At 48.4% G+C, this 22,591-nt stretch carries 23 protein-coding genes; 5 read left to right on the forward strand and 18 right to left on the reverse strand.

Annotated elements, in window-relative coordinates; translation table 11 throughout:
* Positions 1 to 9: 9 nt before the first annotated feature.
* The 12 genes from atpD to mnmG all read right to left on the reverse strand — a co-directional run bounded on the left by atpD (position 10) and on the right by mnmG (position 11,021).
* On the reverse strand, positions 10 to 1,446 hold the full coding sequence (gene atpD, locus MET42_RS0100725; protein WP_019880760.1) for a F0F1 ATP synthase subunit beta: 1,437 nt from the start codon (positions 1,444 to 1,446) through the stop codon (positions 10 to 12).
* A 67-nt stretch (positions 1,447 to 1,513) separates the two neighbouring features.
* On the reverse strand, positions 1,514 to 2,383 hold the full coding sequence (gene atpG / locus MET42_RS0100730; protein WP_019880762.1) for a F0F1 ATP synthase subunit gamma: 870 nt from the start codon (positions 2,381 to 2,383) through the stop codon (positions 1,514 to 1,516).
* Between the two features lie 29 nt (positions 2,384 to 2,412).
* The gene (gene atpA, locus MET42_RS0100735; protein ID WP_019880763.1) at positions 2,413 to 3,954 is read right to left on the reverse strand and encodes a F0F1 ATP synthase subunit alpha; all 1,542 of its coding nucleotides are present in this window, start codon (positions 3,952 to 3,954) and stop codon (positions 2,413 to 2,415) included.
* A gap of 16 nt (positions 3,955 to 3,970) precedes the next feature.
* Positions 3,971 to 4,507 (reverse strand): F0F1 ATP synthase subunit delta, encoded by a 537-nt coding sequence (locus MET42_RS0100740; protein WP_019880764.1) that lies wholly within the window; start codon positions 4,505 to 4,507, stop codon positions 3,971 to 3,973.
* Positions 4,508 to 4,524: 17 nt separating this feature from the next.
* Complete coding sequence (locus MET42_RS0100745) at positions 4,525 to 4,995, reverse strand: F0F1 ATP synthase subunit B (protein WP_019880765.1); 471 nt, start codon at positions 4,993 to 4,995, stop codon at positions 4,525 to 4,527.
* A gap of 78 nt (positions 4,996 to 5,073) precedes the next feature.
* Positions 5,074 to 5,340, reverse strand: a complete 267-nt coding sequence (gene atpE / locus MET42_RS0100750; protein WP_018987204.1) for a F0F1 ATP synthase subunit C — start codon at positions 5,338 to 5,340, stop codon at positions 5,074 to 5,076.
* Positions 5,341 to 5,388: 48 nt separating this feature from the next.
* Entirely contained in the window at positions 5,389 to 6,225 is an 837-nt protein-coding gene (gene atpB / locus MET42_RS0100755) for a F0F1 ATP synthase subunit A (protein WP_019880766.1), read from the reverse strand.
* Between the two features lie 29 nt (positions 6,226 to 6,254).
* Positions 6,255 to 6,647, reverse strand: a complete 393-nt coding sequence (locus MET42_RS0100760) for an ATP synthase subunit I (RefSeq protein ID WP_019880767.1) — start codon at positions 6,645 to 6,647, stop codon at positions 6,255 to 6,257.
* 148 nt (positions 6,648 to 6,795) lie between these two features.
* Positions 6,796 to 7,656: a ParB/RepB/Spo0J family partition protein gene (locus MET42_RS0100765; protein ID WP_019880768.1), complete on the reverse strand. Its 861-nt coding sequence runs from the start codon at positions 7,654 to 7,656 to the stop codon at positions 6,796 to 6,798.
* Between the two features lie 46 nt (positions 7,657 to 7,702).
* Positions 7,703 to 8,464, reverse strand: coding sequence for a ParA family protein (locus tag MET42_RS0100770; protein ID WP_019880770.1), 762 nt, complete (start codon positions 8,462 to 8,464; stop codon positions 7,703 to 7,705).
* A complete protein-coding gene (gene rsmG, locus MET42_RS0100775; protein WP_019880771.1) occupies positions 8,464 to 9,093 on the reverse strand; it encodes a 16S rRNA (guanine(527)-N(7))-methyltransferase RsmG in 630 nt (209 codons plus the stop codon). The genes MET42_RS0100770 and rsmG overlap by 1 nt, the downstream gene beginning before the upstream one ends.
* Positions 9,090 to 11,021: a tRNA uridine-5-carboxymethylaminomethyl(34) synthesis enzyme MnmG gene (gene mnmG, locus MET42_RS0100780; protein ID WP_029512277.1), complete on the reverse strand. Its 1,932-nt coding sequence runs from the start codon at positions 11,019 to 11,021 to the stop codon at positions 9,090 to 9,092. The genes rsmG and mnmG overlap by 4 nt, the downstream gene beginning before the upstream one ends.
* A gap of 209 nt (positions 11,022 to 11,230) precedes the next feature.
* Between mnmG and cycA the strand changes: the two genes are divergently transcribed.
* Positions 11,231 to 11,665, forward strand: coding sequence for a cytochrome c'' (gene cycA / locus MET42_RS0100785; RefSeq protein WP_019880773.1), 435 nt, complete (start codon positions 11,231 to 11,233; stop codon positions 11,663 to 11,665).
* A gap of 5 nt (positions 11,666 to 11,670) precedes the next feature.
* Positions 11,671 to 12,255 (forward strand): cytochrome b/b6 domain-containing protein, encoded by a 585-nt coding sequence (locus MET42_RS0100790; protein ID WP_029512278.1) that lies wholly within the window; start codon positions 11,671 to 11,673, stop codon positions 12,253 to 12,255.
* Between the two features lie 9 nt (positions 12,256 to 12,264).
* Here MET42_RS0100790 and mnmE read toward each other — a convergent pair whose 3' ends face one another.
* From mnmE to rpmH, 5 genes are read right to left on the reverse strand one after another with little or no spacing between them, the layout of a single operon-like run.
* A complete protein-coding gene (mnmE, locus tag MET42_RS0100795; RefSeq protein WP_019880775.1) occupies positions 12,265 to 13,650 on the reverse strand; it encodes a tRNA uridine-5-carboxymethylaminomethyl(34) synthesis GTPase MnmE in 1,386 nt (461 codons plus the stop codon).
* Complete coding sequence (gene yidC, locus MET42_RS0100800; RefSeq protein ID WP_019880776.1) at positions 13,613 to 15,211, reverse strand: membrane protein insertase YidC; 1,599 nt, start codon at positions 15,209 to 15,211, stop codon at positions 13,613 to 13,615. Before yidC ends, mnmE begins: the two co-directional genes overlap by 38 nt.
* A 19-nt stretch (positions 15,212 to 15,230) precedes the next feature.
* Complete coding sequence (gene yidD / locus MET42_RS14505; RefSeq protein WP_081624271.1) at positions 15,231 to 15,449, reverse strand: membrane protein insertion efficiency factor YidD; 219 nt, start codon at positions 15,447 to 15,449, stop codon at positions 15,231 to 15,233.
* Positions 15,449 to 15,793, reverse strand: coding sequence for a ribonuclease P protein component (gene rnpA, locus MET42_RS0100810; protein WP_019880777.1), 345 nt, complete (start codon positions 15,791 to 15,793; stop codon positions 15,449 to 15,451). The genes yidD and rnpA overlap by 1 nt, the downstream gene beginning before the upstream one ends.
* Positions 15,794 to 15,825: 32 nt before the next feature.
* Complete coding sequence (gene rpmH / locus MET42_RS0100815) at positions 15,826 to 15,960, reverse strand: 50S ribosomal protein L34 (RefSeq protein ID WP_018987191.1); 135 nt, start codon at positions 15,958 to 15,960, stop codon at positions 15,826 to 15,828.
* Between the two features lie 325 nt (positions 15,961 to 16,285).
* Between rpmH and dnaA the strand changes: the two genes are divergently transcribed.
* The 3 genes from dnaA (at position 16,286) to gyrB (ending at position 21,544) form a co-directional block, all read left to right on the forward strand.
* Positions 16,286 to 17,707 (forward strand): chromosomal replication initiator protein DnaA, encoded by a 1,422-nt coding sequence (gene dnaA / locus MET42_RS0100820; protein WP_019880778.1) that lies wholly within the window; start codon positions 16,286 to 16,288, stop codon positions 17,705 to 17,707.
* A 257-nt stretch (positions 17,708 to 17,964) separates the two neighbouring features.
* Entirely contained in the window at positions 17,965 to 19,068 is a 1,104-nt protein-coding gene (dnaN, locus tag MET42_RS0100825; RefSeq protein ID WP_019880779.1) for a DNA polymerase III subunit beta, read from the forward strand.
* A 70-nt stretch (positions 19,069 to 19,138) separates the two neighbouring features.
* Complete coding sequence (gene gyrB / locus MET42_RS0100830) at positions 19,139 to 21,544, forward strand: DNA topoisomerase (ATP-hydrolyzing) subunit B (RefSeq protein ID WP_019880780.1); 2,406 nt, start codon at positions 19,139 to 19,141, stop codon at positions 21,542 to 21,544.
* A 271-nt stretch (positions 21,545 to 21,815) separates the two neighbouring features.
* Here the strand turns inward: gyrB and MET42_RS0100835 are convergent, their stop codons facing one another.
* Positions 21,816 to 22,589 (reverse strand): alpha/beta hydrolase, encoded by a 774-nt coding sequence (locus tag MET42_RS0100835; protein ID WP_019880781.1) that lies wholly within the window; start codon positions 22,587 to 22,589, stop codon positions 21,816 to 21,818.
* Positions 22,590 to 22,591: the final 2 nt, after the last annotated feature.

Below are 22,591 nucleotides of genomic sequence, written 5' to 3' on the forward strand. Positions count from 1 at the left end.
AAACAACTATTAGTTCAGTGTTTTAGCCTTTTCAACCGCTTCTTCGATACCACCAACCATGTAGAACGCTTGCTCTGGCAAGTGATCGTATTCACCAGCCACAATCGCTTTAAAGCCTTTGATGGTTTCTTTCAGTGGCACGTATTTGCCTGGCGCGCCAGTAAACACTTCAGCCACGTGGAAAGGTTGTGACAGGAAACGTTGGATTTTACGTGCACGGCCTACTGCCAGCTTGTCTTCTGGGGACAATTCGTCCATACCCAGAATCGCGATAATGTCACGCAGCTCTTTGTAGCGTTGCAGTGTTTGTTGTACAGAGCGCGCAACTGAGTAGTGCTCTTCGCCAACCACCAGTGGATCCAGCTGACGTGAAGTAGAGTCCAGTGGATCAACCGCTGGGTAGATACCCAGGGAAGCGATGTCACGTGACAACACAACTGTCGAGTCCAAGTGTTGGAAAGTCGTTGCTGGTGATGGGTCAGTCAAGTCATCCGCAGGCACGTAAACCGCTTGGATAGAAGTAATAGAACCCACTTTAGTAGAAGTAATACGCTCTTGCAGACGGCCCATTTCGTCAGCCAGGGTAGGTTGGTAACCTACAGCTGAAGGCATACGACCCAGCAACGCAGATACTTCAGTACCGGCCAATGTGTAACGGTAGATGTTGTCCACGAAGAACAATACGTCACGGCCTTCGTCACGGAATTTTTCAGCCATGGTCAAACCAGACAGAGCTACACGCAGACGGTTGCCTGGAGGCTCGTTCATCTGACCGAACACCATGGCTACTTTAGATTCTTTCATGTTGTCCAGCTTGATTACGCCAGCATCTGCCATTTCATGGTAGAAGTCGTTACCTTCACGGGTACGCTCACCTACACCAGCAAATACGGACAAACCGGAGTGCTGTTTAGCGATGTTGTTAATCAGTTCCAGCATGTTAACGGTCTTGCCTACACCCGCACCGCCGAACAGACCCACTTTACCGCCTTTAGCAAACGGGCAAACCAGGTCAATCACCTTGATGCCTGTTTCCAACAGGTCAACAGACGGTGACAGCTCTTCAAAAGCCGGGGCTTTCTGGTGGATAGAACGGAACTCGGTAGAGTCGATTGGACCCACTTCATCGATTGGGCGACCCAATACGTCCATGATACGGCCCAAAGTACCTTCACCCACTGGTACAGAGATCGCTGCACCCGTGTTTTTGAAGGCGGTACCACGTGCCAAACCGTCAGAAGAGCCCATGGCAATGGTACGGACCACGCCGTCGCCCAATTGCTGTTGCACTTCCAGTGTCAAACCGGCTTCTGCATTGCTGTCTTTTGCATCAATAATCAATGCATCGAATACTTTAGGCATTTGATCGCGTGGAAATTCCACGTCAACCACAGCGCCAATACACTGCACTACTTTACCTGTTACTGCTTGATTTGCCTTTGCCATTTTCTTTTCCTAACTGTATGAGTCAGATCTAATTGAATTCTTTCACGATGCTTTTAACGCACGCGCCTTAGGAGGAGACTGCTGCCGCACCGCCGACGATTTCTGAAATCTCTTTGGTAATCGCTGCCTGACGGGCTTTGTTGTATACCAACTTCAGCTCACCAATCACGCTCTTCGCGTTATCAGAAGCAGATTTCATCGCCACCATACGGGCAGATTGCTCGGACGCCATGTTTTCGGCCACTGCGTTGTAAATCAGTGACTCGATATAACGCGTCATCAACTCATCTACCACTGGTTTTGCTTCAGGCTCATAGATGTAATCCCAATGGCCATTCGGGCTGCCCAGTTGCTCACCGGTCAATGGCAACAATTGTTGCATGGTCGGCTCTTGCTTCATGGTGTTGATGAATTTGGTATAGCAGATGTAAAGCTGATCAATTTCACCGGCAATGTACGCATCCAGCATGACCTTGATGGTGCCGATCAGCTTTTCCAGATGCGGAGTATCGCCCAAACCGGTGATATGGGATTTCACCTGCGCGCCGATACGGTTCATAAAGCCGTAGCCTTTGTTACCGATCGCACTGACGCTGATGCCTTTGCCTTCAGCTTCCCAGGCTTTCATCTGGCTCAGCGACAAACGCAATACGTTGGTATTCAAACCACCGCACAGGCCTTTGTCTGAGCTGACCACAATCAGGCCGACATTTTTCACCACGTCGCGTTTAATCAAAAACGGATGACGATACTCGGATTGTGCAAAGGAGAGGTGAGCCGCCACGTTACGGATTTTATCCGCGTAGGGGCGGGAAGCACGCATTCTGTCCTGCGCTTTACGCATTTTAGAAGCAGCTACCATCTCCATCGCCTTGGTGATCTTGCGTGTATTTTCTACACTCTTGATCTTGGTTCTAATCTCTTTACTACCTGCCATATTAGGTTCCTAAGTCGAAGTGTCAGAGATTAATAAGCGTTGGTTGCTTTGAAATCTTGAATCGCAGCTTCCAATGCTTTCTCGTTATCACCGCTCAGATCTTTGCTGGACTCGATAGCATCAATGATGTTCTTGTACTTGGAGTTCAGGAAACCATGCAATGCATTTTCAAATGCCAATACCTTATTGGTTGGCACGTCATCAAAGAAACCTTTGTTCGCTGCAAACAAGCTTACGCCCATGTTTGCCACGTTCAATGGCGCGTATTGTGCCTGTTTCATCAACTCGGTAAACATACGACCGCGGTCCAGTTGTTTACGGGTAGCTTCGTCCAAGTCGGAAGCAAACTGCGCAAACGCAGCCAGTTCACGATATTGCGCCAAAGCCAGACGTACACCACCGCCCATTTTTTTGATGATTTTAGTTTGTGCAGCACCACCCACGCGAGACACAGAAATACCGGCGTTGATCGCAGGACGAACACCCGCGTTAAACAAGTCAGTTTCCAGGAAAATCTGACCATCGGTAATCGAAATCACGTTGGTTGGAACGAATGCAGACACGTCACCGGCTTGAGTTTCAATCACTGGCAATGCAGTCAATGAACCTGTTTTACCTTTAACTTCACCGTTGGTGAATTTCTCAACATACTCTTCGTTCACACGAGCAGCACGCTCCAACAAACGTGAGTGGATGTAGAACACGTCACCTGGGTAAGCTTCGCGGCCTGGTGGGCGGCGCAGCAACAGGGAAATCTGACGGTAAGCAACCGCTTGTTTGGACAAGTCATCGTAAACGATCAATGCATCTTGGCCACGGTCACGGAAGTATTCACCCATGGTACAACCGGCATAAGGTGCCAGGAATTGCAGGGCAGCAGAGTCAGAAGCAGAAGCCGCAACGATAATGGTGTAAGCCATCGCGCCGTGCTCTTCCAGTTTACGTACCACGTTGGCAATGGTTGAAGCCTTTTGGCCAACCGCAACGTAGATACAAGTCATGTTCTGACCTTTTTGGTTGATGATCGCATCAACGGCAACAGCTGTTTTACCAGTCTGACGGTCACCAATGATCAATTCACGTTGGCCACGGCCAACTGGTACCATGGAGTCGATAGACTTCAGGCCAGTTTGCACTGGTTGTGACACAGATTTACGTGCAATCACGCCTGGCGCAATTTTTTCAATTTTGTCAGTCAGTTTGGCGTTAACTGGACCTTTGCCATCAATAGGCTGACCCAGCGCGTTCACTACGCGACCAATCAGTTCCGGACCCACTGGCACTTCCAGAATACGGCCGGTACATTTACAGGTATCGCCTTCTGTAATGTGCTCGTAATCACCCAATACCACGGCACCTACGGAGTCACGCTCCAGGTTCAATGCCAAACCGAAAGTGTTGCCTGGAAACTCAATCATCTCGCCGGACATCACGTTAGACAGGCCATGGATACGCACAATGCCGTCTGTTACGGAAATCACGGTACCCTGAGTACGGGCTTCCGCAGAAGTAGAGAAGTTTTCCAAACGGCTCTTAATGAGCTCGCTAATCTCTGATGTAGATAACTGCATTTAATTCTCCTATGCCTTATGCTGTGAGCGTATAGGCTAAATTTTGTAACTGACCTTGGACAGACGCGTCGATAACGGTGTCGCCAACAATAATTTTGATGCCGCCGATGATTTCCGGATCTACGGAAACGCTTGCTTCAATTTTCTTGCCGAACTTGGCTTCCAGACGTTTTACCAAATCTTTAGTTTGCGTTGCCGTGATTTTGGCAGCGGCAATGATTTGTGCGTCCAAGGTGCCTTCATCTTGCGCTTTCAAAGCCTCAAAAGCTTCAGCAATGGCAGGCAATAAGGATAAACGGCCATATTCAACCAAGGTCTTGATCAAATTCTGACCATGCTCGTTAAGATTGTCGCCACAAACCTTGAGAAATGCGGCTTCAACATCAGCGGCATTCAGTTTAGGGTCATCAATCAGGGTTTTCATTTGGTCATTTGCTGCGACTGCCGCGGCCAATGCCAACATTTCAGACCATGTTGCTAATGCCTTTTTTTCTTTGCCGAGCTTGTAAGCTGCAACAGCATAAGGCCTTGCAATGGTTGAGAGTTCAGCCATGTTTTATCCCTTTTACCTTAAAGTTCCGCAGCGAGTTTAGCCAACATTTCGCTGTGTGCTTTAGCGTCAATCTCTTTACGCAGGATTTTTTCAGCACCGGCTACGGCCAATGTGGAAACCTGTGCGCGCAAACCTTCTTTGGCACGGTTCACTTCCTGATCGATTTCAGCTTTGGCACCGGCAATAATGCGATCACCTTCAGCTTTGGCATTACCCTTAGCTTCATCAATGATTTGAGCGGCGCGTTTTTCGGCTTGCCCAATGATCTCAGTTGCCTTTTGTTTGGCCTCGTTCAGTGTGGTTTCAGATTTTTTGGCAGCCACTTCCAGGGCACTTTTGCCTTCCTGGGCAGCAGCCAAACCATCTGCGATCTCCTTTTGGCGCGCTTCGATCGCTGTTAACAGCGGCGGCCAAACGAATTTCACCGTGAACCAGATCAACACTGCAAATGCGATAGCTTGCGCGATGAGTGTGAAATTAATATTCATTTTGGATCCATCATACTGATTGGTTGAAAGGTTTAAGTCACACTTAAACCCTACCGGGCGGTATTTACCGAGTAAAAATTACTTGGCAACAACGCTCAACAATGGGTTTGCAAATGCAAACATCATTGCCAGACCAACACCAATAATGAAAGAAGCGTCGATCAGACCCAACAGCAGGAATACTTTACCTTGCAGGGCTGGGATCATTTCTGGTTGGCGAGCAGCGCCTTCCAGGAAACTTGCACACATGATACCAATACCGATACAAGCGCCAGCGGCACCCAAACCAATGATCAAACCGATACCAACGCCTGTGTAGGCTTGAATCAATGCTAATGCTTCCATTTAATACCCTCTCTTATAAAGAATTAAAAACAACTACAAAGTTAAAAACTAGTGTGACTCATGCGCCATGGCCAGGTAGACCACAGTCAGCATCATGAAAATAAACGCTTGCAATGCCACAATCAGGATGTGGAAGATAGACCAGCCAGCTCCCAGAATGGCACCAAACACGGTTCCGCTCAGGCCTGTGGCAGCCCACATACCCAACAGCAAGAAGATGATTTCACCGGCGTACATGTTACCGAACAGACGCAATGAGTGAGAAAGTGGTTTTGAAACGTATTCAATCAGGTTGAACAGGAAGTTGGCAGGCCATACCAGCGGATTGCTGCCGAATGGTGCACAGAATAGTTCGTGGATCCAGCCACCCAGGCCTTTAGCCTTGATGGAGAAGAAAATCATCAGGAACCAGACAGCCAATGCTAAAGCAAAGGTAGTATTGATATCAGAAGTAGGGACGATACGCCATTTTGCGTGTTCGCCGCCGAAGAATGACACGATACCAGCCACCCAGTCGACCGGCAGGAAATCCATGGAGTTCATTGCCAGCACCCAGATAAAGACGGTCAGGGCTGTTGGGGCAATAAATGAATGGCGGTCGCCGTGGAAAATGTTTTTGACTTGATCATCGACAAAACCAAACACCAACTCAACAAAGGCCTGACGCTTGCTCGGCACGCCAGCGGTTGCACCGCGTGCCACCCACCAGATCAAACCCATGACCAGCAAACCCAGAACAACAGAGGTCAACAAGGTGTCGTAGTGCAACACCCAGAAGCCTTCAGAGGCAGTATTGCCGTTAACGCCCTGAGCATTAAAGCTCAAATGGTGCGCGATATATTCAGAAGGGGTGAGTTCTACGTTTTGTGCGTGTTCAGTTGTCATATCTTCAAACTATTTTTAAATTAACGTGTCTACACATCCACTTGTGATTTTGCCAGTGCTGCGCCAGAAAACAGCGCCGCGGCCGCCAAACCAGCAATCAGTGCAAAGGGCACCAATGCCTGGTACAGCTTGAAAACCACAAACAGGATAATCGCGATGATCAATATTTTTACTGCTTCTGCCTTGAGTAAATTTAGCAACACTGCCGTGGGGTCTGTTTTTGAACGACCTTTTTCTGCAATTCTCGCTGCAAACCATGCACCGATGACCACAGAAAAACCACCCATTAATGCAGATAATGCAGCCGTTAAACCACCCACAGCATAGGCAATCAACGTGACAGCCGCCGTCGCCATGAGCTGCCAGCGCAGCACATTGCTATAGAGCGACATGCCAGCCGCAGTGTTTTGTTGACCACTCATGGGGTTAGACCGCTAAAATTCAAGGCAAAATACTACAAAGACGCGAGATTTTGAATTATTCACTCGCCGAAGTCAAGCACCAAACAGGACTTAACTGTCTGAATGTTTGGGAAAAATCTGCTTTCGGATGGCTTATACGCGATTTAACTTACGATTTCAGGCGATTATCGGTCAGTTTCGCTATCCAATCGTCCAGTTGATCGAGGTTTGAAAAGCTCAGCTTTAATACACCAGCGCCGCTTGCTTTACTGCTAATCGCAACCTCGGCACCCAATTGCTCGCTGAGTTGATTTTGCAAGGAAGCGACATCGGGATGCACCGCTTGCTTGGCCTTTTTACCTGTGGCGGGCTCAGATTGAATCAGACGCTCCACTTCACGCACAGACAAGCCATCCTGCACCACTTTATTGGCCAACAGAATTTGCTGTGCCGGCTCACTGCCGACCAGCGCCCTGGCATGGCCCATATCGATTTGATTATCCAGCAGCATGTCTTGCACCATTGGCGTCAACGTGAGCAGGCGCAACAAATTAGAGACCGCCACACGTGAGCGGCCAACGGCTGCAGCGGCTTTTTCATGCGTCATATCAAACTCATCAATCAAACGTTTGATACCCATAGCTTCTTCCAACGGATTCAGGTCTTCACGCTGGATGTTTTCAATCAACGCCATTGCCAGCGCAGCTTCGTCAGCAATCTCACGCACCAACACCGGCACTTCTGTCAGACCGGCTTTTTGCGAAGCGCGCCAACGACGTTCACCTGCAATAATCTCAAACTTGTCTGCGGCAATTTCACGCACCAGAATAGGCTGCATAATGCCTTGTGCCGCGATCGAGTCAGCCAGCGTTTGCAGCGCCTCCTCATTCATGTATGAGCGAGGCTGATATTTACCCGGTTGCAACTGACCAACGGGCAGGGTGCGCAAGGTATCTGACTGGGCAATCGTTTCCGTGTCGCCTGATAACAATGCGTCGAGTCCGCGTCCAAGTCCTTTGGGCTTTACCATGCTGCTACTTCCTTTAATCTGTCTGTAAAAATTGTGATTTTTATTGCTACTGTTTTTGGATGATTTCCTGCGCCAGCTCCAGATAGGCTTGCGCCCCTTTGGAGGAGCGATCATACAGCAACACTGGCATACCATAACTTGGCGCCTCGGCCAGCCGCACATTTCTCGGCACAATGGTTTGGTACACTTTTTTGCCGAAATGACTGACCAGTTGCGCCGACACTTGCTGTGCCAGCATATTGCGATTATCAAACATGGTGCGCAACAAGCCCTCTATCTCAAGCACAGGGTTTAAGTGAGCACGCACTTTCTTGACGGTATTGACCAGGTCTGACAAACCCTCAAGCGCATAGTATTCACACTGCATGGGAATCATCACCGAATGCGCGGCGGTTAAGGCATTCACAGTCACCAGGTTCAGCGAAGGCGGGCAGTCTAGCAGGACATAATCGTAGGCATCATCACCCAATTTAAGGATGGCGTTTTTTAAACGCGTTTCGCGAGCCATCTCATTCACCAACTCAACTTCAGCCCCTGCCAGGTCACGGTTAGAGGGAGCAACATCAAATTTGGCAGCTTCGGCGTGGATCACCACCTCTTGCATGGTTTTATTGCCAATCAGCACCTGGTAAATACTGTCTTTCAAGTGCGTCTTGTCAATACCACTCCCCGTACTGGCATTACCTTGTGGATCCAGATCAACCAACAATACTTTTTTGCCATGCTCTGCCAAGCTCGCAGAAAGATTGACGCAGGTGGTTGTTTTACCAACACCACCCTTTTGGTTGGTGATTGCGATTATTTTCATTATGTATTCTCAAACACAATTAAATGCCGTTCTGCCTGCAGGTTTGGCACCTGCAAACGAATGACTTCTTTAGGTAACACCGCAGCCTGTTGCATTTCATCGGTTGGCACTACCCCCTTCATCGCCAACCAACGGCCATGCGGCGCCATCAAATGCGTCGTCAACTGCTTAAACAAAGCAATATCGGAAAAAGCACGCGAGATAATCTGCGTAAAAGGCGAGGGTGGTTGAAAAGCCTCCACACGACCATGTACCACCTGTGCATTCGATAAGCCCAATTCGGCTTTTACCTGACGCATGAAGATCGCTTTTTTTTGCACCGTATCTATGGTCGTCACCTGCACATCTGGCCGCGTGATCGCAACGACCAAACCAGGCAAACCACCACCACTGCCCACATCCAGCAAATTTCCAGGCTGAATATAAGGCAGCACACTCAAACTATCCAGCAAATGCAAAACCAGCATTTCTTGCGGATCACGCACCGCGGTCAGGTTATACACCTTGTTCCATTTTTGCAGCAAAGCCAAATAAGCCAGACACTGCGCCTGCTTTTCCGCCGTCACAACAGATTGTAAACCAAGTGCCTCCACCCCGGCGGCTAATTGCGGCAACAAATCACTTATCATGCTGCTGCAATATCGCCCGACTGGCTTTGCTTTTTATGTTTACGCTTCAGATAGACCAGCAACAAGGAGATTGTCGCTGGCGTAATACCTTGTATGCGGCCCGCCTGTCCAATCGTTTCCGGCTTTTGTGCCAGCAACTTTTGACGCGCCTCGTTACTCAGGCCATGCACGTCATTGTAATCGATAGCATCACCCAATTTAATATTCTCGCTATTTTTCTGACGGGCAATCTCTTCGTTCTGCCTGTCAATATAGCCTTGGTACTTGGCAGCAATTTCAACTTGTTCCAACACATCTTCAGCGAGCACTTCTGGTGCTGGCACCAAATCCAACAGCGATTGATAAGCAATTTCTGGACGACGTAATAATTCGAACAATGAATACTCATGCTCCAGAGGCTTACCAAAAACGGCTACCTGTGTTTCACGTGAAACAATTTTATTTTGGCCTGCAGGTTGACCGTTATCCGGCTGCAAAAATGTACGCTTCAACCTGGCTTGTTCACGTGTAACCGCTTCCTGCTTCTTACAGAATGCTTCCCAACGCACATCATCTACCAAACCGAGCTCGCGACCTTTTTCTGTCAAGCGCATGTCCGCATTATCTTCGCGCAATTGCAAACGGTATTCAGCACGACTAGTAAACATACGGTAAGGCTCATTTACACCGGTGGTAATCAGGTCGTCCACCAACACACCTAAATAGGCTTGCTCACGGGAAGGGCACCAACCCTCTTTGTCTTGTGAAAATAACGCCGCATTTGCACCCGCTAATAAACCCTGGGCTGCCGCCTCCTCATAACCAGTCGTGCCATTGATTTGACCGGCGAAAAACAGGCCGCGAACAGTTTTGGTTTCAAGAGTCGACTTCAAGCCTCGCGGGTCATAATAGTCATATTCAATAGCGTATCCGGGGCGCAAGATATGCGCACCTTCCAAACCACGAATAGATCGCACCAGTGCCAACTGAATATCAAATGGCAAGCTGGTAGAAATACCGTTTGGATAAATTTCGTGTGTGGTTAGCCCCTCAGGCTCCAGAAACACCTGGTGTGATTCCTTATCCGCAAAACGATGAATCTTATCTTCCACAGAAGGGCAATAGCGTGGCCCCACACCTTCAATCACCCCCGTGTACATCGGAGAACGGTCCAAGCCACTACGGATAATGTCATGTGTCTGTTGGTTGGTGTGCGTAATCCAGCAAGGCAGTTGTTGCGGGTGCTGTGCGGCATTCCCCAGGAAAGAAAACACCGGCACCGGCGTATCACCAGGTTGTTCGGTCATGACACTATAATCAATCGAGCGACCATCAATACGGGGTGGGGTGCCGGTTTTCAGGCGACCGGCCGGGAGGCCAATTTCACGCAAGCGCGCGGCGAGTGAGATGGCTGGCGGATCTCCGGCGCGACCGGCGCTGTAATTTTGCAGGCCAACATGCACCAAACCACCCAAAAACGTACCGGCCGTCAACACAACCGACTTTGCGTAAAAACGCAGGCCAATTTGCGTGACAACACCTGCAGCCCGATCGCCCTCGAGAATAATGTCATCGACCGCCTGCTGGAACAGCCATAAATTAGGCTGATTTTCCAGGCGGTGCCGAATCGCTGCTTTATAAAGAATACGGTCTGCCTGCGCGCGCGTGGCACGCACCGCCGGACCCTTGCTTGAGTTCAAGATACGAAACTGTATGCCACCTTCATCCGTCGCGGCTGCCATGGCACCACCAAGCGCATCTACCTCTTTCACCAGGTGGCCCTTGCCGATACCGCCAATAGAAGGGTTACAGGACATTTGTCCCAATGTTTCAATGTTATGGCTCAACAACAGCGTTTTCTGCCCCATACGGGCAGCCGCCAGCGCAGCCTCGGTACCGGCATGGCCGCCACCCACCACAATGACATCGAATCGATCAGGAAAGTCCATCATAAATAATCTTGAACTGTTTGATTTAAAAAGAATTGTGATTTTAGCGTAAACTAATCAAATGGTCATTTAATTCGCTGCTTTGATACACTTGTTCCATGCTTTAATACAAAGTTATTACGGTTTAATACAAATCAATTACAAGCAGGCCATATTTACTTAACATAAAAAGAATAGAATTTTTTCAAAACAACCAAGGAGCTCTTACCATGAAAATCAAAACAATTATTGCTACATTCGGGGTCTTGTTTTCTGTACACGCCATGGCTGATGTGACTAATGCCGAAAAACTGGTATACAAGTACACCAACATCGCACACTCCGCCAACTCAATGTACGAAGCACCTTCTATTACAGACGGTAAAATTTTCTTTAACCGCAAATTCAAAACCCCTAGCGGTAAAGAAGCAGCATGTGCCTCATGCCACACCAACAATCCAGCTAACGTCGGCAAAAACATTGTGACCAACAAAGAGATCCCACCGTTGGCACCACGTGTGAACACCAAACGTTTTACTGACCTTGATAAAGTAGAAGAAGAGTTCACCAAACACTGCAACGACATTCTGGGTGCTGATTGCTCTCCTTCAGAAAAAGCCAACTTTATTGCTTATCTGTTAACAGAAACCAAACCTAGCAAATAATTCAAATGCTACGGTATGTCTGGGATCCTTTCATCAGGATCTTCCACTGGTCTCTAGTGGCGGCGTTCGGGTATGCTTTTTATACCCACGCCTCCATGTGGGATCGGCTACACCATGCTTACGCGGGCTATGTCGCCGGTACATTAATCGTTGCACGCATTATCTGGGGCCTGATTGCCACGGGTTACGCCAATTTTCACAGCTTTCCATTAAATCCGGTCTGGGCTGTGAAATACCTGTTTAAATTACTCAAAGGCACTGCCAGGCACTATATTGGCCACAACCCCACTGGCTCAATTGCTATTTATGCCATGCTGGGTTTAGGAATTGTTGCCGTAGGCTCTGGTTGCATTGTGTATAACAGCGGCTGGGGCTTTATTGATGACGATATGGCGCAGGTGCTGCACCACTATGCAACCTGGACTTGGCTGGCAGTGGTGGTGGTGCATGTATTAGGCGTGATTTTTGAAAGCTTTATTCATCACGACAACCTGATCTGGGCCATGATCACCGGTTGTAAACGGGTGTGTAGTATTGATGAACGGTTTGATCAACGCAATACGCCATTCCCTCGAAAAAAAACCCGCTAATGCGGGTTTTTATTTGCCGATACAAAATCGACTAAAAATCTCACCTAACAAATCATCCGGTGTGAATTCACCGGTAATCGACCCTAGCGCTTCTTGTGCACAACGCAACTCTTCTGCGACCAATTCAGCCGCATGCATTTGTAACATTGCTAGGTCTAAATGCTGCTCAACTTCTGCAAGTGCTTGCAAATGACGCGCCCTGGCCATAAACACACCTTCTCCACCAGGCTGATAACCCACAATCTCTAGCAGCGTTTTTTGCAGGCTGGCAATACCATCACCTGTCTTGGCCGATAAAAACACGTGCTGCTCATTTTCACGTTTTTCAATGCGCGATGTTTCACGTGAAACATCTATCTTGTTATGCACCCAGACTTTTTTCACTTCTGCTGGCAATTTGTGCAAAATAGCCTTTTCCTGATCACCTATACCATGTTGGCTATCCACCAACAATAAAGCGACATGCGCGGTTTCAATCGCCTTCCAGGTGCGGGCAATACCCACTTGTTCCACCGTATCTTCCGTCTCACGCAAGCCAGCAGTATCAATCACATGTAAGGGCACTCCCTCAATCTGGATGACACTTTTAATGGTATCGCGCGTGGTCCCGGCAATCGGCGTCACAATCGCCACCTCTTCACCAGACAAGGCGTTCAATAAACTGGACTTACCTACATTAGGCTGGCCAATGAGTACGACGTTAATGCCTTCGCGCAACAAGACGCCTTGCTTGGCTTGGTGAAAGATATGTTGCAAGGCGGCCTGGTTCGCTTTTAACTTCTCTAGCACCCGGCCCTGGGTGATGAAATCAATCTCTTCTTCAGGAAAATCCAGGCAAGCTTCAACATACATGCGTAAATCGACCAGTTGTTGCAACAAGGTCTGTATGGCTTGTGAAAACTCGCCCGAGAGAGAACGTACAGCACTGCGTGCAGCTTCTACCGTTGCCGCATTAATCAGGTCAGCAACAGCCTCTGCTTGTGCGAGGTCGAGCTTGTCGTTTAAATAAGCACGTTGGGTAAACTCACCAGCTTGTGCATGACGGGCGCCGCATTCTATGCAGCGTGCCAGCAATATTTGCATTAGCGCAGTTCCGCCATGCGCTTGCAGCTCAAGCACATCTTCGCCGGTATAAGAGTGTGGATTAGGGAAGTAAATGGCGATACCACGGTCAATCAACGTAGCATCGGCTTGCAAGAAAGGCAGGTAAGCCGCATGCCGTGGGGCAGGGCAGTGGCCGAGGATTTGTGTGGCGATATCTGCTGCCAATGGCCCAGATACCCGCACCACACCAATACCACCTGCACCAGGCGCCGTTGCAATGGCGGCAACGGTGTCAGTGCTTAAGGCGATCTGATTATTTACCATGCCCTTTTTTTGCCACAGCTTCAGCATGAATCATGCGGTTGATCGCCCATTGCTGCCAGATAGACAGAATATTGTTCACCAACCAATACAACACCAGGCCAGCCGGGAAGAAGAAGAAGAAAATACTAAATGCGACTGGCATGATTTTCATTACCTTGGCTTGAATCGGATCCGTTGGCGGCGGATTCAAAAAGGTTTGAATAATCATGGTCGCACCCATCAGCACTGGCAATACAAAGTAGGGATCGGTCGCTGACAAGTCCTGAATCCAGCCAAAGAAAGGCGCATGGCGCAACTCAACTGAACCCAGCAACACCCAATACAGTGAGATGAATACCGGAATCTGTACCAAAATAGGCAAGCAACCACCCATCGGGTTGATTTTCTCGGTACGGTACATTTCCATCATGGCTTGTTGCAACTTTTGCTTGTCATCGCCAAATTTGTCTTTGAGAGACTGCATCTTAGGCGCCATTTCACGTAGATGCGCCATATTGCGATAGCCAGAAGCAGACAGTTTAAAGAATGCGGCCTTGATCAGAATGGTCAGTACAATGATGGCAATGCCCCAGTTTTTCACCAGTTCGTGAATATGGGTCAACAACCACATCAGAGGTTTGGCAATCACGGTCAGAATACCGTAATCCACCACATACTCCAGACCAGGCGCAGCAGCAGCCAGGTCATCCTGGGCTTGTGGGCCACTGAACAGTTTCGCATCTACCGTTTTACTGCTACCGGCTGCAATTTCACCGACAGGCAAAATAGTACCGATAGAGAAATCATGCTCACTCAGCTTGGTCGTGTAGAACTTGCGCTCAGCGGTGGATTGCGGCACCCAGGCGCTGACGAAATAATGTTGTACTAAACCAACCCAGCCATCTTTAGCATTAATCGACACATCCTTCTTGGCCATTTCATCAAATTTGACCTTATTGTATTTGTCTGCCTCAGTAAAGTAAGCGCCGCCAGTGAACGTCGGCATCATTTTAGAGCCTTGGTTAGACTCGTTATCATGAATAATCTGGTAATACACAGAAGGCGAAATCGCTTTATCGCTGTTGTTTTTGATTTCATACTGCACATCGATCAGGTATTGACCACGGTGAAAGCGATACACCTTATCCACAGCCACACCATTGGTTTCTGGCGCAGTTAAACGCACTTCCAATGTGTCCTGGCCTTCTTGCAGGCTGTAATTGGTCTCAGCCGCCGTAAATGTTACATAATGCGTAGGTAAACCATCCCCTTTTAAACCGGTTTGTGCCACATACAGCTTATCTGCACTGGCATCACTCATGAGCTCATAAGGGCCGGAGTTGTCATCGGCCTTATGCTCCAGCAAGGACAGCTGACGCAAATCGCCACCAACCGTATCAATCACTGCCGCATAACGGTCTGTTTTCACAGCAATGCGTGCACCCTGGCTGAGTTTAAAACCATTTTCCTGTGGTTTGTCAGCAGGCGAGGTTTGCACTGCCTCTTGCTGGGCAACTGGCGCAGGTGCGTGCTGCTGCTGCCAGGCGTCCCATAGCAACATAATGGAGAAGGAAAAGATCACGAACAGAATTAAACGGCGAGTATCCATAAGGTTTCGTATTTACAAGTCAGGGAAGGGGATCCACACCACCCGGATGCCACGGATGACAGCGACCAATGCGGCGCAAGGCCAACAGGCTACCATGCCAGGCACCATAGCGTTGCAGCGCCTCAATGGCGTAGTGTGAACAGGTTGGATGAAAACGACACTGACGCCCCAGCCAGGGGCTTAACCCCCACTGGTAACATTTTACTAATGTAATCAGTATCGTTTTCATCAGCGTCATTAGGAAACAGGTGCAGTTTTTTTCAGTCTAGCCAGCAATTGTGACAAATCACGTTGTATGGCCGGAAAATCTTCGTGTTGAAAACCTTTGCGCACTTGCAGCACCACATCAAAACCACTAGCTACTGGAGAGGTTTGTGCGCGTAATAACTCGCGCAAGACACGCTTCATATAGTTACGCTTAACCGCCAGTTTGGCGACTTTTTTCGACACGACCAAACCGTAGCGATGATGGTCTTGCTGGTTAGGCATGATGTTGGCAAACAGCCACTCACCATAAAACCGTTTCCTGAAACTAAAAACGGATGAAAATTCATCCGTTTTTTTTAGCTTGTACAATGTCATGCATTGAGTTTCAAGCAATGCATCGTCAGGGATTACAGACCCAGACGTTTACGACCTTTAGCGCGACGAGCAGCAATCACTGCACGGCCACCTTTGGTTTTCATGCGTACCAGAAAGCCATGGGTACGTGCACGACGGGTTTTGGATGGTTGATAGGTACGTTTCATTATTAAACTCCTGCCAAATTGGCAATTAAACTGTAATCCGGCAACGCTGATTTAACAGTGAATATTTGCCGATTTCAAAAACCCTTAATTAAACAGCAAATCGCGACCTTATGTCAATGATTTTTTTTATTTTTTTATAGGTCGTGGCTGTGGATAACTCAGGTTAAAACGTTTAGAATGTCTGCAACAGGTCAAGGTGACAATCACCATCAAGACCACGTCTTCTGCCACTCTTCCCGGCAATTATAACGAATAAACGCAAACAGCGCCTGAAACACGGAAACAGGCTGACTTTTTGCTGACACTTTTAAAAAGCACTGGAGCAATGGAAAATTTTTGGGCCTATTGTTTGCTCAAGTTCGAAAAAGAACTTTCGGCACAACAATACAATACCTGGATTAAACCCCTGAAAGCACGCGTCAATGGCGAGGCGGTGCAGATTGTCGCGCCTAATAAATTTGTCATGCAGTGGGTAAAAAGCAAGTTTTTCACCCGCATTGCCACCATTGCGACCGAATTATCCCCCAGCGCAGTCGTTGAACTCATCGTAGATACGTCTGAGCAGGCCGCGCCCGCACCTAGCGCGGCGCCAATAAAAACTACGCCATCTGCGCAATCACCAGTAGAAGCGGTGGTTGCAGCGGCCACACAACAACACACAGCCAGAGTCATTGATAAAAAACCGGTGAGCAACCGCGCCCCGGCCAAACATCTCAAGTCAGAGAAAAGCAGTGGCCTCAATGACAGCTTCCTGTTTGATAACTATGTCACCGGCCGCGCCAACCAATTGGCACGTGCTGCAGCCATTCAAGTAGCAGGCAATCCTGGCCAGGCGTATAACCCCTTGTTTATTTATGGTGGTGTGGGCTTGGGCAAAACCCATTTGTTGCAGGCGATTGGCAATGAGCTGAAAAAAGCCAAGCCAGAAGCCAATATACGCTACCTGCACGCTGAGCGTTATGTGTCTGACGTGGTGAAAGCTTACGAAAACAAGGCCTTTGACGAGTTCAAGCAGCAATATCATTCGCTCGACTTATTATTGATTGATGATATTCAGTTCTTTGCCAAAAAAACCCGTACACAAGAAGAGTTTTTCTACGCCTTTAACTCTTTAATCGAAGAGAAAAAACAAATCGTCATCACTTGCGATACGTATCCCAAAGAGATCGTAGACATGGATGAGCGCCTGCGTACGCGTTTTAGCTGGGGCCTGACTGTAGCAGTTGAACCGCCGGAACTGGAAATGCGCGTCGCAATTTTGCGCAAAAAAGCTGAAAACCTCAAAATCAACCTGCATGAAGATGTGGCGTTCTTCGTCGCCAAGCAGATTCGCTCCAGCGTGCGTGAGCTTGAAGGTGCGCTAAACCGTATTATTGCCATGGCCAATTTCACCGGCCATGCCATTGATGTGCATCTGGCTAAAGATGCCTTACGCGACCTGATTGCTGTGCGTGGACGCCAGATCACCATTGAAAACATCCAGAAAACAGTCGCTGACTACTATAAGATTAAAGTCAGCGACATGTTTAGTAAAAAACGTTCACGGAATGTCGCCAGACCACGTCAGGTCGCGATGTCACTGGCACGTGAACTGACCAATCACAGTTTCCCGGAAATCGGTGAAGCTTTTGGCGGACGTCACCACACCACCGTGATGCATGCCTGTGAAGAAATTGAACAATTACGCTTAAATGACCAAACGTTAGCGCGCGATATTGGTTTGCTAACGCAAGTCATTCGTGATTAGGGAAAAAAATTTTAACAAGATAAGCTGTGGATAAGTTGAGAATGACGTGTGTTTAAATATTGCGTATAGACAGGATAAAATCAGTTTACAATATCAGCCACAAATAATGCATGTTTAAAACGCAATTTATACACAAGCTAAAATGTTTGTAAGTCTTTGAATTAAATTAATTTTTAGAGTTACCCACAAAAAAGTCGTACATTACTATTAGTCTTATCTTTTATATATTGAAATAAAGTTATTAATCAGGTCAGGCCATGCAAATCAAAATAAACCGTGAGGTACTGCTTAAACCCCTCAATAGTGTCACTGGCATCGTAGAGCGCAGACATACACTGCCTATCCTTTCTAATCTGCTGGTGAACATCAAGCAGCAAGAAATGCATCTGACAGCCACGGATCTGGAAATGCAGATTTCGCTGAGAGTCAATGGCGGGGTAGAAGGTGAATTGAGTACCACCATCTCTGCAAAAAAATTGCTGGATATTTGTCGCTCATTGCCAGATAGCTCGTCTATTGAAATGAACAACCAGGACAACCGCATTACGCTGAAGGCAGGCAAGAGCCGTTTTAACTTGCAAACTTTGCCAGCGGCTGATTATCCTTTGATGAGTAAAGCCAGCGGCCAGAACATCAGTTTCAGCCTGGCGCAGTCAGAGCTTAAGCGCCTGTTGAAACAGGTTGAGTTTGCCATGGCCCAGCAAGATATCCGTTATTACCTCAATGGTTTGTTGCTCGAAGTGAATGGCAACCAGTTGCATGTTGTGGGCACTGATGGCCATCGTTTGAGCTATACCAACACCACGCTGGATCAAAGTTTTGAAAAAACGGAAGTTATCTTGCCGCGTAAAACCGTGCTGGAGCTGACCAAGTTACTGGATGAACAATCTGAAGCACCAGTCGTCATTGATTTACTCAATGGCCAGGTCAGTTTTGAGTTTGGTGATATTCAACTGATCAGCAAAGTGATTGACGGCAAGTTCCCCGATTACAACCGCGTGATCCCAACCGGCCATCAAAATACCTTTATGGTGAACCGCGTGGCGATTTTGAGTGCCTTGCAACGTGCTTCGATTTTGTCTAACGAAAAATACCGCAGTATTCGCATGGTCATCACGCAAGGCCTGCTCAAGCTGATTAGCACCAACACCGAGCAAGAAGAAGCGGAAGAAGAACTGGAAATTGATTACAGTCAGGTAGCGCTGGATATTGGCTTTAATGTCACTTATCTGATTGATGTGCTGAATAACCTGGGGGATGAGCAAATTGAGTTTGCTTTTGCCGACGCCAACAGTAGTTGCCTGATTACAGCTGCCAGCGATAGCAACTATAAATACGTTGTGATGCCAATGCGCATATAATGCCTGCACCCGTGTTTCACGTGAAACACGTTGCAGTGACTTTTAAATCTCAATTAAAGAAACTTTTGTTATGGCACAGCCACAAGAATATAACTCAGACAGTATCAAGATTTTGGAAGGTTTGGACGCCGTACGTAAACGTCCAGGCATGTACATTGGTGACACGTCAGATGGTTCCGGTTTGCACCATATGGTATTCGAAGTGCTCGATAATGCGATTGACGAAGCACTGGCAGGCCACTGTGACGATATTAAAGTGATTATCCATCCGGATAATTCCATCAGTATTTCTGATAACGGTCGTGGTATTCCAACCGATATTAAAGACGATGATAAACACGAGCCTAAACGCTCGGCCGCTGAAATTGTGATGACAGAGTTGCATGCGGGCGGCAAGTTTGACCAGAACTCTTACAAAGTGTCTGGCGGTTTGCACGGTGTGGGTGTGTCTGTGGTGAACGCTTTGTCTGACTGGCTGAGACTGAAAATTTACCGCAAGGGCCAAGTGCATCAGATGGAGTTTCATCGTGGTGTGGCACAAGCGCCGTTAGCCATCACCGGTACCACTGAAAAGAAGGGCACTGAAGTCCATTTTCTGGCATCGGTTGAAACATTTACCCTGGTTGAATATCACTTTGAAATTCTGGCCAAGCGTATCCGTGAACTGTCTTTTCTGAACAATGGCGTGAAGATCGAGTTGATCGACCAACGCACAGGCAAATCTGAAAACTTCGCTTTCAGTGGCGGTATCAAAGGCTTTGTGGAGTACATGAACCGTACTAAAACAGTGCTGCACCCAAAAGTGTTTTATGCCATCAGCGAAAAAGACAATATGACGGTTGAAGTGGCGATGCAATGGAACGATAGCTACTCTGAAACCGTACAGTGTTTTACCAACAACATTCCGCAACGCGATGGCGGTACCCATTTGACGGGTTTGCGTACCGCGATGACGCGCACGCTGAATCAATATATCGAACAAAACGAATTCGCTAAAAAAGCCAAAGTCGAAACCACCGGTGACGATATGCGCGAAGGCATTACTTGCGTGCTGTCAGTCAAAGTGCCAGATCCTAAATTCTCATCACAAACCAAAGACAAACTGGTGTCCAGCGAAGTGCAGCCAGTGGTGTCTGAGATTGTGGCAGCCAAACTGGCAGAGTTCCTGGAAGAAAACCCGGTCGATGCCAAAATTGTTTGCGGCAAGATTGTAGAAGCAGCGCGTGCGCGTGAAGCGGCGCGTAAGGCGCGTGAAATTACTCGCCGTAAAGGTGTGATGGATACTATGGGCCTGCCAGGCAAGCTGGCTGATTGCCAGGAAAAAAATCCAGCCTTGAGCGAACTCTACCTGGTCGAGGGTGACTCTGCGGGTGGTTCAGCCAAACAAGGGCGTGACCGTAAGTTCCAGGCGATTCTGCCGCTCAAAGGTAAGATTCTTAACGTAGAAAAAGCGCGTTTTGACAAACTGCTGGGCTCACAGGAAATCGCCACGCTGATTACTGCCATGGGCACGGGCATCGGTAAAGATGACTTCAACCTGGAAAAATTGCGCTATCACCGCATCATCATCATGACCGATGCTGACGTGGATGGTGCGCACATTCGTACCCTGCTGCTGACTTTCTTCTATCGTCAAATGCCTGAGCTGGTTGAAAACGGCCATATCTACATTGCGCAACCACCGTTGTACAAAGTCAAACAAGGCCGAGACGAGCGTTACCTCAAGGATGAGCATGAGCTGGATGAATACCTGCTTAACTCAGCCCTGCGTGATGCCGTGCTGGTGACCAAAGACGGTGGCGACATTCTGAAAGATGACGCCCTGACCAGTATCGCCAAACAAATGGTACTGACAGAAGCCGTGATTCGCCGTATCGCCAACCTTTACGATGAAAGCGTGTTGCGCGCGATTCAGGATTTAGGCGACCTGGATTTGAGCACAGAATCTGCAGCCAATACTGCAGCTGAAAAATTGCGCCCTATCCTGGGTGCGGTTGGTTCAGAAGTCATTGTGGCGCAAGATACTGAAACCAGTGCTTATCGCCTGGAAGTAAACAAATACGTGCACGGTAACCTGCAAAGCTGCGTGATCGATGCCGAGTTCCTGAACAGTGGCGATTTCCGCCAGATCAACCGTACCTCAAACATGGTCAACAACCTGTTAGGTGAGGGCGCATTGATCAAGCGCGGTGAGAAAGAGCAAAAAGTCAGCACCTTCAAACAAGCGCTGGACTGGTTGCTGGGCGAAGCCAAACATAACCTGAATATTCAGCGTTACAAAGGCTTGGGCGAGATGAACCCGGAACAATTGTGGGAAACCACCATGGACCCAACCGTACGCCGCCTGCTCAAAGTGCAAATTGAAGATGCTATCGGTGCTGATGAAATCTTCACTACACTGATGGGCGACAACGTGGAGCCACGCCGTGCGTTTATCGAAAGCAATGCGCTTAGCGTCAGCTCACTGGATGTCTAAGGAAATTCGTTTTCACCTGTAATAAAAAAGCGCCCTCAGGCGCTTTTTTATTATTCTGCCATTCGTTTGATTTTTAGCGTTGCAGGATTACAGGCTGATATGATTCTCGGCGCACCTGCGCTTAAAATACTCTCCAGGACATACCTTGGGGTGGGCAGCAGCCTATTCGTGCGCTAGGCGGCCTTGCTAGCACTTTCTATGACATCTACGACGGATAAAGGGCAGGCCCTGGCGCTCGACAGGATGAATTACCGCTGAGCCAGCAGCTAATTTATGCGGTCGGCCCGATAAACTGCCTGATTAACTGGCAGAGTGTGTGAAAAGCAGGATGCTGGCTGTTACTTAAGTTCAAAGTATTATCCTCCAGTCTTTGTACTTGCACTGGCACGCCAGCGAGCACCAGTTTTGTGGCATAGGTTTCAGCTTCATCCCTGAGCGGGTTGGTGTCACTGTTGATGATCATGGCGGGTACCAGTCCGGCCAGTCGACAGGAGTTGACCGGCGACACATACGGATGCAAGGCATTGCTGGCCACCTGCGTATAATCCGCCCACGCCCGGCGACAGGGGCTATCTGCCACAGCTGCCAGTGATTTTGACGTTTGTAGCGCATCCAGCATGGGGTTGATCAATATTTGTCCTTGCAGGCTGCATTGATTACGGCAAGTTAATCCGCGGTCGCGAAACAGCATGGCGACGACTGCTGCCAGATTGCCTCCCGCTTGCTCCCCGGCAACAAAGATCCTTTTGGTATCCGCGCCTATTGTTTTCGCGTGCGCACTTACCCACGCCAGCGCTGCGTAGGCGACTTCTATGGTGTCAGGAAACTGCATGGCCGGCGCCAAGGGATAGGCGACACACACTACCACCATGTGCTCAGAGAGCGCATGGGCGATGTCATAAGCGGTTTCAATACTGCCGCAGTTAAACAACCCGCCATGAAAATAAATCAGGACGGGTTGTTTGCGTTTAGCATCGCCTTTGCCAAACACCTGCAAAGTAATTGGTGTTGCACTGGTCGAGTATTCAAAGGTTGTTGTCCACATGG

It is taken from the genome of Methylophilus sp. 42, assembly GCF_000384155.1.
Taxonomy (GTDB): Bacteria; Pseudomonadota; Gammaproteobacteria; order Burkholderiales; family Methylophilaceae; genus Methylophilus.